A 13,464-nucleotide genomic window follows, 5' to 3' on the forward strand; every position below is an offset into this window, starting at 1 on the left:
TATGTTTGCTGTTGAAGTCCGCGACCATGTAATGATCGCACATTCCCTACCCTCTCCTGTTTTTGGCCCCGCGCAAGGGATGCACGGCGCGACCTTCGTGGTGGATGCGGCGTTTTACACCGAAGATCTGGATGAAAACGGTCTGGTCGTTGATATCGGCTTGGCCACCGAGGCTCTGGCCAACACGCTTGCCCCGCTGCGCTACGCCAATCTGGACGAAGTCCCAGCGTTAAAGGGCAAGATCACAACGACAGAGTTTCTTTGCTATCACATTTGGGATCAACTCAAGACGGTCGCAAAAACCAGCGGATTGGGCGACAATGGCCGCGTCAAACACATTCGGGTGCAGCTGCACGAAAGCCATGTGGCGCGTGGGTGGTATGAAGCAGACATCTGAAACCAGCTTTGAACCGGATTGGCTGAATCTTCGGGAACCAGCCGATCACCGGGCCCGCGATCCAAAACTGCTCGCTAGAGCCGCAGGCAGCGTTCAGGATGGGTCCGTTGTACTGGATCTGGGCAGTGGCACCGGATCAACGGCCCGGGCATTTGTTCAAGCAGGGTTCGGCAAGATGCGTTGGCGCTTTTTCGACAACGACGCGACCCTGTTGCGTATTGCAAGTGATCGCCATCCCGAAGCCGAATGCGTCGTCGGCAATCTCGGTGACGTAAAAAATCTGCCGCTCGGGGACGTCGGCCTGATCACGGCTTCGGCCTTGTTCGATCTTGTGCCCGAAAGCTGGATCAATGCTCTGATCCTCCGTGCAGCCGATGCGGGCATACCAATCTACACGGCCCTGAACTACGATGGCCAAATGAGCTGGACACCCAACGATGAACGTGACTGTGTCGTCACTCTTGCGTTCAACCGGCACCAGACGAACGACAAAGGTTTGGGACCAGCGCTGGGGCCGTTATCCGGGTCACGGTTTGCGGAATTGAGCGAAATAGTGGGCTACACTGTTGCTTCCGCACAAAGCCCTTGGCGGTTGGGGCCGCAAGAGACCCAACTGCATGACGCAGTTTTAGACGGAATCGCGCAGGCAGCCCACGAGGCTGGCGCGAAACACGCACTCGATTGGGGAAGAGACAGGCGGGGCGCAGTCGCGGAAACGCTTGGGATGATTGGGCACACTGATCACTTATCGGTACCGCGATGACAGTCGCTCAACTCTATACAGAATGCGGAGAAACCAATGCACGACGTTGACGTAACACCCAGGGTTTGGGACCGCATTCTTGCCGTTCGAGCGGGTCATGGTTGTCTGTGCGATCCGGATTGGACGGAAGGCGAAAAGCGGGCTATCTCTGTCTACGGAGCGTTAGCACAGCCGAACCCCTCGGGTCAGGTAATCGGGCAGATCGGGCAATCACTGGACGGACGGATTGCAACTGTGTCGGGCGATGCCAAAGACATCTCGGGGCGCGAAGGGCTGGTACATTTACACCGTCTACGGGCTTTGTCGGATGCGGTTGTGATCGGCGTTAAAACTGCACTGCATGACAACCCACGCCTCACCGTTCGCCTCGTCAAAGGTCAAAATCCGGTCCGCGTGATCATTGACCCAAACGGGAGGATGCCAAACGATATCGGTCTGATGCAGGACATGAACGCCCGGTGCATAGTCATCCAATCGGTAGATGCACCGCGTCCCGACCATATCGAAGTGGTCAAGTTGCCGCGCACCCATTGGATTTCGCCAGCACAAATCCTGGGCGCCTTGCGTCAGCGCGGATTGAATCGCGTCTTGATCGAAGGTGGCGGCATCACGATTGCTCAGTTTCTTGAAGCAGGGCTGCTGACCCGGCTGCATGTCGCGGTTGCACCCCTATTGATCGGGGCCGGACCACAAGGGCTGACCACATCACCGGTCGCCAGCCTAGCGCAGGCCCTTCGGCCCAAGACGGACGTCTATGGTTTGGGTACCGACGTCCTGTTTGACTGCACACTGGAACCTCGACATGAACAAGTGGCCACCTACCCCTTACCCTGCCGGAACGCTGCTCATGCGTCCTAACGCGAATAAGTTGAACTTTGAACAATGACCGCCAACCCAGAACAGCCTACACGGGCTTTATGGATTACCAAAGCCGCTAGCACTGAAATACGCGAAACGGACATCCTTGATGGCCTGGACCATGTACAAGTGTCCACCCTGTTCTCGGGCATCAGCCGGGGCACCGAACGGCTTGTGTTTTACGGTCAGGTACCGCGCAGCGAACATGGCACCATGCGTGCGCCGTTTCAGCAAGGCGATTTCACCTTCCCCGTCAAATATGGCTACTCGGCTGTTGGCACCGTTCAATCCGGACCGCGTGAGGGTGAGACTGTATTCGCGCTATATCCCCACCAGACACGGTTCAGCATACCCTCACATGCGGCCATTTCGATCAACCCATCCGTTCCTCCTGCCCGCGCCGTGTTGGGGGCCAATATGGAAACGGCATTGAACATCATGTGGGACGCGGGCGTTTGCGCAGGCAGCAAAGTGACCATTGTTGGCGGCGGTGTTGTCGGCGCGCTGACCGGATACCTGTGCGCCAGAACGCCAGGAACCGAGGTTTGCATAGTGGACATCAACCCGGACAAGGCCGCCCTTGCCGGACAGTTGGGTTGTGCATTTGCCGCCCCCGAAAACGTGCCCGAAGACGCAGACATGGTCATCCACACCTCAGCCACCTCAAGCGGATTGGCGACAGCAATAAACGCTGCCGGTGTCGAAGCAACGATTATCGAGGCCAGTTGGTATGGTGATCACCTCACGACCGTGCCGCTTGGTGCCCGATTCCATCAAAGGCGGTTGCGGATCATCAGCAGCCAAGTCGGTCGTATCCCCGCACATTTGGGAGCGCGCTGGGACTACAAAATGCGGCTAACCAAGGCGATTGACCTGTTGGCAGACCCAGTTCTGGACGCATTGATTTCGGGTGAAACTGAATTCGCAGATCTTCCAGAGAATTACGGGTCTATTCTGGAAGATCCATCGACCCTCTGCCATAGAATACGGTATTCCAACAGATGACGTTGCCGCAGGAAGTTACTCCTTGGCTGTCGCCCAAGGCGTCTGAACACATGCAAGCGATGGCACGGGCCGCGCTTCGCGCCGGGGCCGGGTTGCAACAAGCCTTCAAGACCCGCGACACGCTAAACATTTCACAAAAATCCAAAGGCGACTTCGTATCCGACGCAGATCGCACGGCAGAAGCGGAAATCAATCTGCACCTGACCGCGACCTATCCCAAGTATGGTTGGCTCGGTGAAGAGACTGGAACGCGCGCGGGCATCGGGACGGCTTTGCGATGGGTGGTGGATCCGTTGGACGGGACGACGAATTTCCTGAAAGGTATTCCCCATTGGGCCATATCCATAGCGTTATGTGATGGCGACGATGTACTGGCTGCCTTGATCTACGATCCCCAGAAAGCCGAAATGTTCACAGCCGAACGCAGCTGCGGCGCATTTTTGAACGGGCGACAGATATCGGTCAGCGGCGAAGGTGATCTGACCGCAGCTTTGTTTGCCACTGGCGTCCCTGCCGGGGGGCGTGTGACCTATCTGAAACCTGCCCTTCAGGACCTTGAACGACTTATGCCAGAGTGTGCCGGTATTCGCAGAAACGGCGCTGCGGCCCTTGATCTTGCCTATGTCGCCGCCGGGCGGCTTGAAGGGTATTGGGAGCGGAACCTGGGTCCGTGGGACATGGCTGCAGGAATTCTGTTGGTGCAGGAAGCCAAAGGGGTCGTGCACCCGCTTTGGCCGGATCAAGACATCTTCTCGTCAGGCTCTTTTCTGGCAAGTAACGCAGCCTTGGCAAATACGTTCCGCAAATTCATTGTCTGAGGTGATCTTAGACAAATACCCCCGCCTGGTCACGCGCCTGCGTTTGTGATGAGGTCGTCTTTTGCAAGGTGGTCGATCAGGTGCCTGACGCGGGTCGTCATACGGCGATTTTGCGGGAAAAGAGCGGCGACGACATAAGGTGCCACACGGTAAGTAGCAAACAGTTCGATCAAAGCACCCGACCTGAGAGCCTCAGCTACTGTGTAAGCAGGACATCGTGCGATCGCCACACCATCCATCGCAAGACGCGCCGAAGCTGCGGGGGCATTGGCGCGCAACCGTCCGCTTACCGGAACCGCCACATCTTCGCCTTTGATATCGAACCGCCACAGCCCGGGCTCGGACATGTTCCCGTCAAGAATGCAGTCATGTGTCGCCAGGGCGCGTGGGTCTGTCGGCGTGCCTGCGCGGTCCAGATACGCGGGGGATGCGCATACGATTAAAGGCATTTGCCCCAGTTGACGCACTTTCAGTGAACTGTCGCGCATCGGACCTATCCGGATAGCGAGGTCCAGACCCTCATCAATGATCGACACCCTGCGGTCGGACAGGTTCAGGTCAATCTCGACCTCGGGGTGCTGTGTTGCAAAGGCCGCAAGTGACGGCGCAAGCCGCACCGAGCCAAAGCCGGTCGGCGCAGAAATCCGGATTACGCCGCGCAGTGATTTCTGGGCGTTTCGGACTGTTTCCTCAAGTTCGTCAAACCCATCCAGCAGCGGTTCGCACATTGCCAGATACGTCGCACCCGCATCTGTCAGGGATACGCTGCGTGTCGTACGGTTCAAAAGCTGCACGCCCAATGCCTCTTCCAGATCAGCAACATATTTGCTGACCAGTCGAGATGAACGCCCCATCCGCTGCGCCGCCAACGTGAAAGAGGCATTTTTTGCCACCAGCGCGAATGCGCGCATTCGATCAATCTTGTCCATTTAATTGCGCCCTTTCAGGGCCTAATTATTCGCAAAATCTGACAATTATCATCCAACTTCGCAAGAGTTATCTGTCCGTCAGACACAGCTTATGAATGACAGGAGCCAACAGATGTCCGACGCAGTTCGTATCCACCATTTCCCGAAATCAGGTCACGCGCATCGTGCTTTGGTCTTCGCCCAGCTCGCAGGAATTGCGCATGAGGCCATCTTTGTTGATCTGGCTGCCGGAGAGCACAAGACACCAGAATTTCTGGACATGAACCCAAACGGTCAAGTGCCGGTCTTGCAAGATGGCGATGTCGTCGTATCGGATTCGAACGCAATTCTGGTGTACCTTGCCCGGAAATATGCGTCTGACTGGATGCCCAGCGATCCAGTCGGAGAAGCTGCTGTCCAGAAATGGTTGACCCTTGCCGCAGGTGAAATTGCGTTTGGGTCATGTGCCGCACGTTTGATTACAGTCTTTGGTGCTCCGTTGGATGCCGATTTTGCCGCGGCCACCGCAGCCAAGGCAATGAAAAAGCTAGAAAATGGCCTTGAGGGGCGTGATTGGCTGGTTGGCGACCGCCCGACCATTGCAGATGTAGCTGGCTATTCCTACACCGCCCATGCGCCCGAGGGGAATGTCTCGCTTGACCCTTACCCAAACGTACGGGCCTGGATCGCGCGTTTCGAGGCCCAGGATGGCTTTGAACCGATGCCCTCCACCGCTGCGGGCCTCGTGGCCTGAACCAAACCTGCCCGAAACTTGAGTGTAAAGAGCTTCGGGCAAGGGTTCCCAGTGTTGGGAAATAAAGAAGGAGTGAACCGATGGTCGACGCAGATACCCCATTCCATGCCGGTGAACTGGCCGCACAAAAACGCGCGGGCGCGGATAATATTGCCACCATCGGAACACGCTATATACGCGATTTCATGCCCGAACAGCACCGTACGTTCTATCAGACGCAACCGTTTCTCGTCGTCGCCTCAGGTGACTCGGACGGTCAGGTCTGGGCAACAATCATCGAAGGGCCTGATGGTTTCATCGGGTCTCCTGATCCGGAACGCCTGACGTTGGATACACAAGTTGACCCGCTGGACCCTCTGGTACACAGCCTGCAGGAAGGGACCGATATTGGGGTCGTCGGGATCGAACTGGCCACAAGGCGCCGCAACCGTCTTAGCGGCCGGACCCGACGTTCAGACCAAGGGCTGATCATAGACATTCGCCAAACATTCGGAAACTGCCCGCAGTACATCAATGAACGCGACTGGTGGCGCGCCCCGCGAACCGTGCCCACAGAAGCCCAAGAATCCTACCATCTCAGCCCCGGCCAAATCGCTCGCATCCGTGCCGCTGACACGCTTTTCCTGGGTTCCGGTCATCACGCCCCGCAAAAGGCGGCCTCGGATGGGTACGACGCTTCGCATAGAGGCGGTGAGCCAGGGTTCGTGCGCGTGATCAGCCCAACCCGGTTGCGCATACCGGATTATTCCGGGAATAACTTTTTCAACACGATTGGAAATCTGCTGCAAGACCCCCGTGTCGGATTGTTGTTTGTCGATTTCGCAACCGGTGGACTTTTGCATCTGACCGGGCGCGCCAAGATCGACTGGGCGCCCGAAGAAGCGCGTGATCCAAACATTTTGCGCATGATCGACGTTACGATCGACGCGGTGATTGAACGGACCGAGGCACTTTCGTTACGTTGGTCAGCGGACCCTGCCCCGTCGCAAAACCTGACCGTAGTCGACAAGAAATCCGAGGCCGAGGGGATCACATCGTTCCACCTCGCTCCGGCCGAGGGCGATACTCTGTCACCCTTTCAAGCCGGGCAGCATTTGCCGATCGCCCTCGAAATACCTGCGCATGATGTAAAGATACGTCGGTCTTATTCCCTGTCGGGCAAACCCGGTGAAGACACTTACCGGATCACTGTAAAGCGCGAGCCAGGTGGGACTGCATCGCAATTCTTACACGACAGCATCAAAACAGGAGACACGATCGAAGCCCGCCCTCCGGCTGGTGATTTTCTGATACCTGATTCAACACGCCCTTTGGTTCTGGTCAGCGTGGGTGTTGGTTTGACACCAATGATGGCCATGCTGCATCGGTTGGCGCAACAGAATACCGGACGCCAGGTATGGTTCGTGCATGGCGCACGCAACGGTCGTCACCATGCACTGTCCCAAGAAACAGACCGCCTGATCTCGGCGACCCGCGGCGCACGGAAACGCGTGTTTTTCAGCCAACCCGACAGCGGCGATCTGGTTGGCCGCGATTTCGACGCAGAAGGCCGTGTCACGGCCGCAGAGGTTCTGGCGCTCGATACCGGTGCGGATGCGCTTTACATGCTTTGCGGTCCCGCCGGATTCGTGACTGATCTGAAGTTAGGTTTAGAAGCTGCCGGAATAGACGGAAGCCAAATCCACTATGAAACCTTCGGCTCTGCCTGACCGCTGCCGTTAGTCCAACCGCTGTTTGCTTTGGTTGAGGCTAAGGATGTCGCGACGGCTGTAATGCCCTGCCGGGTCCAGTTTCAGATGTGCGGCGATAACCTGATCCACATCGATCTCAGCATAGAGCGTGATCTCTTCGCCCGTGACTGGGCCCGCAATCAATTTGCCACCGGGTGCCGCGATCATGCTACCGCCGTCGTTGATGACATCGCGCCCCTCGGTTACGTGTTTTCGCAAGGGGAAGCTGTCAGGAATGTCACTGCTGCGCAGCAGACCCGAAACCGAAACAACATAAACTCGCCCCTCCATCGCGATGAATTGTGTGATGTGGTCGGTTACGTCCAGATCACCTGGCCATGTTGCGATATGCAACTGTTCTCCCTGCTGGTACAGCGCTTGCCGGGCCAGAGGCTGCCAGTTTTCATAGCAATTCAAACCGCCGACCCGGATGCCTTTCCAATCCTGAACAGCCAGACCATGCCCATCCCCATCGGCCCATAGCAGCCTTTCGTGAAACGTCGGCTTGAGCTTGCGATGCACATTCACGACACCCTTGTCGGGCAGGATTGTCACCAACGAGGCATAAACCGAACCGCCCGAACCAGCCCGTTCAACGATCCCGGTCATGACGGCAACGCCAAGGTCAGTTGCCTCGGCACAGATAGCAGCAATCTCGGGGCCGTCGGTCGTAATCGCGGACTTCAGATAGGCTACATGCCCGATCTTCAGCAGCTCGTCATTATGGGCCACGCTCGGGGCGCGCAGCCATACGGGATAGCCGGACAAAAACACCTCGGGGAAGACAACCAATTCGGCCCCATTGGATGCCGCATCCCGCAGCAGGGCGATCAGCTTGTCCGTGCTGGCCTGTGGATCAAGAAAGACCGGAGCGGCCTGAACAGCGGCAACTTTCATAAGGCAATGTCCTGCTCGTTTTAACTATGACCCGCGCATGATCTCATCAGGCACGGGCCAGTGTGTCAAATCAGACGTTTAGCCCGGATTGGCCGGCGCTTTGTCCATTTCATCCGAAACCGGGCCCCAGGGTTGCGCAGAATTGCACCAGATCTGGATCGATGGCTTGACCCATGAACTGTCCTGCAACGTCCCCGCCTTTACCGCCGCAAGGTCACCAAAGGCCGGCATCTCGGTCGACAGGGGCGAGCCGCAATTGCCGCAGAAATTACGGGTCACCGGCTGCCCGGATGCCCCGTTCATCACATAGGTCCTGCGGCTGTCACCCTCGAATGCGATCGACGCGGTCGGCACCAGCACATTGGTCGAATAGGCCGAGCCGCTTTGCCGCTGGCAATCCGGACAATGGCAGACGACCATCATGGCAGGCTCATCGGCGCTAGAACTATAGGTGACCTGTCCGCACAGGCAGCTTCCTTCGATCTTGGGCATTGGTGTCTCCTTGCTGGTGGTTCTGATTTTATTGGGACTTCTCTTTTGTTGGCATCAGGTGGGCGGCCGATTGGTTGAACAGGGTTTCGTTCTGCTGCGCCGTGGCTTTGCCCGTGAATTGAGCGTTTTTGTGCAGGTTGATCGCATCACGAACGGCAGGGCGTGCCTTGATCCGTTGACGCCAGGCGGCAACGTTTGGAAAAGCATCCAATGAAACGCCTAAAGGTTTCGCGATGAAGGCCCACGGAAAACACATCATATCTACGATCGTATAGCGGTCGAACATATACTCGCGCCCCTCAAGCCGGTTCTCTAGGACCGCCAGAGATCGTTCGAACTCGCCCTTGTATCGCTTGTGGGAATAGGGCTGGTCCTTCGGCGCATAGTTCACAAAATGGCTCAGTTGACCGCCCATCGGACCCTGATTGGCTGCCTGCCAGAACAGCCATTCGGTAAAGGCGATCCGCTCGCGTGGGGTTTCGGGGCCGAATTGGCCGCTGCGATCTGCCAGGTACAACATGATGGCGCCGCTTTCGAAAACACTCAGCGGGCCACCGTCTGCGTCATGGTCCAGAATGGCCGGCATCCTGGCGTTTGGGCTGATCGCCAGAAAGTCGGGTTGGAACTGGTCGCCACCGCGCAGGTTCATAAGAATGGTGCGATGATCCAAACCAGTTTCGGCCAGCATGATCGCGACTTTCCAACCGTTCGGTGTGGGGGAGTAATAGAAGTCAATCATGATGCATCCGCCAGAGGGTTTGGGGTCAGGCTCGCACGGACCTCGGCAGTGTGTTCGCCCAGTTCCGGCGCGGGGCGCAAGTCGGTCGCCGGAGTACCATGAAACACGGCAGCCGGCCGGGTCTGCCGCAGGCGACCGGCAGTCGGGTGGTCATATTCGACGAACATACCATTGGCCTCGAGCTGCGGATGTTGGCGCATCTCGCGTCGTGTCAGGACAGGGGCACAGGGGACACCCGCCTCTTCCAGTGCAGTCAACAACGTGTCACGGTCAAGGTCACGCACCATCTCTTGCGTCAAGTCCAGCCGCGCGTCCCGGTTGATGTCGCGCAACTCGGTCGTTTTAAAGCGTTCGTCGTCGATGATATCAGGGCGACCTGTGGCATGGGCCAGAGCCTCCCAATGTTTGTTCTGCATGATCGAAATACTGAGGTATCCGCCTTTCACCTCATAGATCAAATCATGGAAAGACTGGCTGGCTTCAACCTCCATCTCATCGCCCACAAAGGTGTGGCCGTTCATGTCCGAGGCCCAGAGGAAAGCCGCCACTGTGTCCAGCATCGACAGCGTGACCTTCTGGCCCTTTCCTGTGCGTTCGCGGGCAAACAGCGCGGCGGTCACCGCCTGACTGGCCTGTACCGCCGTCAGCTTGTCGGGCAGGATCGTGCGGACCAGACGCGGACGCTCCTCGTCCGATCCGGCCTGAACCGTGGTCAGCGCCGATAACGCCTGTATCAGCGGGTCATAGACAGGCTTATTGGCCAAAGGTCCGTCGAACCCGAACCCAGAAATGGACATATAGACCAGCCGGGGGTTGAGCACACTCAGCACTTCATAGCTAAGCCCAAGACGATCCACGACACCGGGGCGGAAATTCTGGATAAACACGTCGGCGTCCTGCACCAGCGTCTTGATCATGGCGATATCATCGGGATTTTTCAGATCGGCCAACACCGAGCGTTTGTTGCGGTTATTGTTCAGGTAAGAGGCCGAATGTCCCCCTCGGCGAGTCGCCACGTGACGGGTAAAGTCGCCGTCGGCGCGTTCGATCTTGATTACATCGGCTCCCTGATCGGCAAGGATCATCGTGCTCATGGGGCCGGACACAACGGCGGTCAGATCAATGACCCTGATGCCCGACAGGGGGCCGTTGCGCTGAATGTCACTGTGCTGGGCCATCGCCAAACTCCTGCAAACCTTAGTTTGAAGCTAGGTTGCGAAGGAACAGGTTTGTACTGCAAAAACCTCAGCAAGAGTTGAAAAAAATTCAATTCCTTTGCGTCAGCAACCAGTCATGGAACCGCTTGACATCGGACCGCATGGCACCATCGGGCCGCGCGACATAATAGCCGATATTGTCGGCGTCGGGCAGATCAAAAGGCGCGCACAGAACGCCAGCAGAAAGCAAAGAATCCACCAGCGGCCTGCGGCCCAAAGCAATACCCAAACCGTCCTGTGCCGCCTGAATCGTCAATTCATAGGTTTCAAGACTGTACCGCTGATTGGCCGCCGGAGGTTGAAACCCCCGCGCCTGGCACCAGTGATCCCATTCTGCATCCACGGTCGTATTTGCCAAAACCCGCTGGGTTTTCAAAACTTCCGCCAGCGCCATACCCCCAATCGTCTGAGCAAACGCAGGCGAAATCACGGGCACGATGACTTCGCGCATAAGCGGAGTTACAACCGTTTGAGGCCACTCGCCCATTCCCCGCCGGATTGCCAGATCAACATTTTCCCGTTCTAGATCAACCACACGTGTTGTGGTGACCAAATTGACCTCAAGATCGGGGTGGCTACGTTCAAGATCGGAAAGCCTCGGCAACAGCCAGCCGGCTGCAAAAGACGGCGTCAGAGTCAAAGATATCCGCTTGCGTCCCGGCATCGAACGGATGGCCTCGGTCGCGCGCAGTATCTCGAACATCGGCCCTTTGATCTGATCAAAAAACTGTGCGCCATCGGCGGTCAGAAACAGACGTCCCTTGCGGTTTTCGACCAACCGGACCCCCAATTCGGATTCAAGCGACTTGACTTGGTGGCTGATAGACGACGCCGAAACTTGCAAGCGTTCCGCTGCCTTGACGGCGCTGCCGGTCAAAGCAACCTCGTAGAAGGATTTCAACCCACCAAAAGGCGGAAAATAATCATGTGGAATGCGCGGTCTGACCTTGGACATGGCGCCATCTTAGCCATCGTTCGGGAGATGAACAGCCAGAGCAGATCAAATCCCTTTCGCACAGTACATGGCTATCTCATACAGTTTTTAGCAAACCAGAAAACGCTGTTTGGTTGATAACTCCGTGACGCCTATTCACTCGCGTCATATTACCTTTCCGGGCGTTTAACCATGTTCCTATGCGAATGCACAGAACATCGGCACAAGTGGTGAACTCCGGCGTCTGGGGATCGACCTCAAAGACGGGCCTATTTCTCTCAGAACTGGCGAAGTCAGAAAGCCCATTCCGGGCTCAAGCCGCTGTTTTGACATCTCTTCCTCAGTTTATGAGAACTCTTCTTCCAACAATCCCGAACGTCTGATCTTTTCTAAACAGATAAGTTTAACTGTGGGTCTCCAAGTGTCACTTGGTCGGAAACCGGTCAGACAGGCAGACGTTGTTTTCCACGCAATATCGCAGGGAAGGGCTGGGTGCCCAAACCAAACTGTCTTCGTTCGCATAGGTATCCAGACGCGCCAAGATAGTTTCAGCCCCGATCGTATCCGCATAAAACATCAACCCACCACGCCACCGTGGGAAGCCACAGCTTCTTACGGTAACAAGATCAATACTTCGAGCCGATAAGGCAATTCCTTCGTCAAGCAGACCAACCGCTTCGTTGATCATCGCACATAGCAGCCTGTCCCTGATCTCCTCCTCAGAATAGTCACAGCGGGTGATCCCTGCGAAATGTGCCTCCTCCAATGCCAGGTCGGCCACGATCGGGTCGTCAACCTTCCCACCCCCGCCGGGATATCGATACCAGCCTGCTCCGACCTTTTTGCCCAGCTTGCCCAGCTCGAGCATCCGGTCCGCGATGGGAATATTTCGGCGGTTCGGGTCGCGCGGGGCGTTTTCGCGGCGATTGGCAAGAGCGATGTCCACACCGTTCAGGTCCTGCGCCTCGTAAGGGCCCATGGTATAGCCGAATTCGACCATGGCCTCGTCCACCTCCCACGGGGTCGAGCCATCCATCAGCACCGTATCCGCCGCTTCGTGGTACCGCGCGAGAATGCGATTTGCGATGTGGCTAGTGCTGGGGGCGTCCTGCCCACGCACAGCGCGTTCCGTAAAGAAGATATGGCGAAGGGCGCGGGCTTGTGCGCCTTGCCGCAGGTCCAAAAACGTCGCGCGTTCTTGGGCCATTGCTTCCGACAAAGTGGCCGTGGTCGACAGGGCCACCAGATCAATCGCCTTTGGCGGCGCGATCTGGTGGGGCATCCGCTGCGAGACATCGGCGCGCGCGGCCGCAATCGCCGTATCATCTGCGGCGGGCCGGTCCCGCAATCCGGGCGGCACAGACAGCTCCAGCGTGCCTACGTCCAGATGCAGCGCAACATCCACCGGGTCCTCTGCGATACCGTCCACCAGCCCCAAGGCTTCGGCCTGTTCAGCCGGAACGGGCTTGCCGGTTGCAATCAACTCGACAGCAGCCGCAATCCCGATCAGGCGGGGCAAGCGTTGCGTGCCGCCCGCGCCGGGCACCACGCCCAGCGTCACCTCGGGAAGGCCAATCCGGACACCCGGCGCCGCGATCCGATAGCGGCAGGCCAGCGCCAGCTCACACCCACCGCCCAACGCACCCTCCGTGATCGCCGCAACCCACGGCACGTCCGAGGCCTCAATCCCATTCAAAATTTCCGGCAAATGCGGCGCAACTGGCGGCGTGTCAAACTCTCGCGCGTCCGCACCCGCAGCAAATGCGCGCTGTGATCCATGCAGCACCACCCGCGACAGACCTTTCTGTGCCTGAACCCAAGCCACCGCATCCCGCAAGCCCTGCCGAATGCTGAGACCGATGGCATTCACAGGCGGGTTGTTCAGCCTGACAAACCCGACGGCTCCCTGACGCCAGACATCCACGGCCATCATCGGCTCCTTCTGCGTTATA

The 13,464-nt window shown here is 57.6% G+C and carries 14 protein-coding genes; 7 read left to right on the top strand and 7 right to left on the bottom strand.

Features of this window, described 5'->3' with window-relative positions; all coding sequences use genetic code 11:
- Position 1 precedes the first annotated feature (1 nt).
- The 5 genes from AC2TAD_RS14300 to AC2TAD_RS14320 are packed head-to-tail and all read left to right on the top strand — an operon-like array spanning position 2 to position 3,841.
- Positions 2–397: a 6-pyruvoyl trahydropterin synthase family protein gene (locus AC2TAD_RS14300; protein ID WP_480868450.1), complete on the top strand. Its 396-nt coding sequence runs from the start codon at positions 2–4 to the stop codon at positions 395–397.
- Entirely contained in the window at positions 381–1,160 is a 780-nt protein-coding gene (locus tag AC2TAD_RS14305) for a class I SAM-dependent methyltransferase (protein WP_480868452.1), read from the top strand. Before AC2TAD_RS14300 ends, AC2TAD_RS14305 begins: the two co-directional genes overlap by 17 nt.
- Positions 1,161–1,196: 36 nt before the next feature.
- The gene (locus AC2TAD_RS14310; protein WP_480868454.1) at positions 1,197–2,018 is read left to right on the top strand and encodes a RibD family protein; all 822 of its coding nucleotides are present in this window, start codon (positions 1,197–1,199) and stop codon (positions 2,016–2,018) included.
- Between the two features lie 24 nt (positions 2,019–2,042).
- Positions 2,043–3,023: a zinc-dependent alcohol dehydrogenase gene (locus AC2TAD_RS14315; RefSeq protein ID WP_480868455.1), complete on the top strand. Its 981-nt coding sequence runs from the start codon at positions 2,043–2,045 to the stop codon at positions 3,021–3,023.
- Positions 3,020–3,841, top strand: coding sequence for an inositol monophosphatase family protein (locus tag AC2TAD_RS14320; RefSeq protein ID WP_480868457.1), 822 nt, complete (start codon positions 3,020–3,022; stop codon positions 3,839–3,841). The genes AC2TAD_RS14315 and AC2TAD_RS14320 overlap by 4 nt, the downstream gene beginning before the upstream one ends.
- Positions 3,842–3,870: 29 nt before the next feature.
- On the opposite strand, the gene AC2TAD_RS14325 is transcribed toward AC2TAD_RS14320, so the two are convergent.
- Positions 3,871–4,770, bottom strand: coding sequence for a LysR family transcriptional regulator (locus AC2TAD_RS14325; protein ID WP_480868459.1), 900 nt, complete (start codon positions 4,768–4,770; stop codon positions 3,871–3,873).
- Between the two features lie 112 nt (positions 4,771–4,882).
- Between AC2TAD_RS14325 and AC2TAD_RS14330 the strand changes: the two genes are divergently transcribed.
- Both AC2TAD_RS14330 and AC2TAD_RS14335 read left to right on the top strand, forming a co-directional pair.
- Positions 4,883–5,503 (top strand): glutathione S-transferase family protein, encoded by a 621-nt coding sequence (locus AC2TAD_RS14330; protein WP_480868461.1) that lies wholly within the window; start codon positions 4,883–4,885, stop codon positions 5,501–5,503.
- A gap of 80 nt (positions 5,504–5,583) precedes the next feature.
- Positions 5,584–7,212 (top strand): FAD-binding oxidoreductase, encoded by a 1,629-nt coding sequence (locus AC2TAD_RS14335; RefSeq protein WP_480868463.1) that lies wholly within the window; start codon positions 5,584–5,586, stop codon positions 7,210–7,212.
- A 9-nt stretch (positions 7,213–7,221) separates the two neighbouring features.
- Here the strand turns inward: AC2TAD_RS14335 and AC2TAD_RS14340 are convergent, their stop codons facing one another.
- The 6 genes from AC2TAD_RS14340 to AC2TAD_RS14365 all read right to left on the bottom strand — a co-directional run bounded on the left by AC2TAD_RS14340 (position 7,222) and on the right by AC2TAD_RS14365 (position 13,445).
- Entirely contained in the window at positions 7,222–8,130 is a 909-nt protein-coding gene (locus tag AC2TAD_RS14340) for a carbon-nitrogen hydrolase family protein (RefSeq protein WP_480868464.1), read from the bottom strand.
- A gap of 78 nt (positions 8,131–8,208) precedes the next feature.
- Positions 8,209–8,622, bottom strand: coding sequence for a GFA family protein (locus tag AC2TAD_RS14345; RefSeq protein ID WP_170355221.1), 414 nt, complete (start codon positions 8,620–8,622; stop codon positions 8,209–8,211).
- Between the two features lie 28 nt (positions 8,623–8,650).
- The gene (locus tag AC2TAD_RS14350; RefSeq protein ID WP_170724620.1) at positions 8,651–9,361 is read right to left on the bottom strand and encodes a glutathione S-transferase C-terminal domain-containing protein; all 711 of its coding nucleotides are present in this window, start codon (positions 9,359–9,361) and stop codon (positions 8,651–8,653) included.
- Positions 9,358–10,539, bottom strand: coding sequence for a CaiB/BaiF CoA transferase family protein (locus tag AC2TAD_RS14355; RefSeq protein WP_480868466.1), 1,182 nt, complete (start codon positions 10,537–10,539; stop codon positions 9,358–9,360). Before AC2TAD_RS14355 ends, AC2TAD_RS14350 begins: the two co-directional genes overlap by 4 nt.
- Before the next feature lie 88 nt (positions 10,540–10,627).
- A complete protein-coding gene (locus tag AC2TAD_RS14360; RefSeq protein ID WP_480868467.1) occupies positions 10,628–11,533 on the bottom strand; it encodes a LysR substrate-binding domain-containing protein in 906 nt (301 codons plus the stop codon).
- Between the two features lie 403 nt (positions 11,534–11,936).
- A complete protein-coding gene (locus tag AC2TAD_RS14365; RefSeq protein WP_480868469.1) occupies positions 11,937–13,445 on the bottom strand; it encodes an enoyl-CoA hydratase-related protein in 1,509 nt (502 codons plus the stop codon).
- Between the last annotated feature and the right edge of the window lie 19 nt (positions 13,446–13,464).

The organism is Ruegeria sp. HKCCD7628 (assembly GCF_057221005.1).

What these genes read in the sequence shown, in the direction of transcription:
- AC2TAD_RS14300 (WP_480868450.1), top strand. Translation starts at nt 2, where the DNA reads ATGTTTGCTGTTGAAGTCCGCGACCATGTAATGATCGCACATTCCCTA.
- AC2TAD_RS14305 (WP_480868452.1), top strand. Translation starts at nt 381, where the DNA reads ATGAAGCAGACATCTGAAACCAGCTTTGAACCGGATTGGCTGAATCTT.
- AC2TAD_RS14310 (WP_480868454.1), top strand. Translation starts at nt 1,197, where the DNA reads ATGCACGACGTTGACGTAACACCCAGGGTTTGGGACCGCATTCTTGCC.
- AC2TAD_RS14315 (WP_480868455.1), top strand. Translation starts at nt 2,043, where the DNA reads ATGACCGCCAACCCAGAACAGCCTACACGGGCTTTATGGATTACCAAA.
- AC2TAD_RS14320 (WP_480868457.1), top strand. Translation starts at nt 3,020, where the DNA reads ATGACGTTGCCGCAGGAAGTTACTCCTTGGCTGTCGCCCAAGGCGTCT.
- AC2TAD_RS14325 (WP_480868459.1), bottom strand. Translation starts at nt 4,770, where the DNA reads ATGGACAAGATTGATCGAATGCGCGCATTCGCGCTGGTGGCAAAAAAT.
- AC2TAD_RS14330 (WP_480868461.1), top strand. Translation starts at nt 4,883, where the DNA reads ATGTCCGACGCAGTTCGTATCCACCATTTCCCGAAATCAGGTCACGCG.
- AC2TAD_RS14335 (WP_480868463.1), top strand. Translation starts at nt 5,584, where the DNA reads ATGGTCGACGCAGATACCCCATTCCATGCCGGTGAACTGGCCGCACAA.
- AC2TAD_RS14340 (WP_480868464.1), bottom strand. Translation starts at nt 8,130, where the DNA reads ATGAAAGTTGCCGCTGTTCAGGCCGCTCCGGTCTTTCTTGATCCACAG.
- AC2TAD_RS14345 (WP_170355221.1), bottom strand. Translation starts at nt 8,622, where the DNA reads ATGCCCAAGATCGAAGGAAGCTGCCTGTGCGGACAGGTCACCTATAGT.
- AC2TAD_RS14350 (WP_170724620.1), bottom strand. Translation starts at nt 9,361, where the DNA reads ATGATTGACTTCTATTACTCCCCCACACCGAACGGTTGGAAAGTCGCG.
- AC2TAD_RS14355 (WP_480868466.1), bottom strand. Translation starts at nt 10,539, where the DNA reads ATGGCCCAGCACAGTGACATTCAGCGCAACGGCCCCCTGTCGGGCATC.
- AC2TAD_RS14360 (WP_480868467.1), bottom strand. Translation starts at nt 11,533, where the DNA reads ATGTCCAAGGTCAGACCGCGCATTCCACATGATTATTTTCCGCCTTTT.
- AC2TAD_RS14365 (WP_480868469.1), bottom strand. Translation starts at nt 13,445, where the DNA reads ATGATGGCCGTGGATGTCTGGCGTCAGGGAGCCGTCGGGTTTGTCAGG.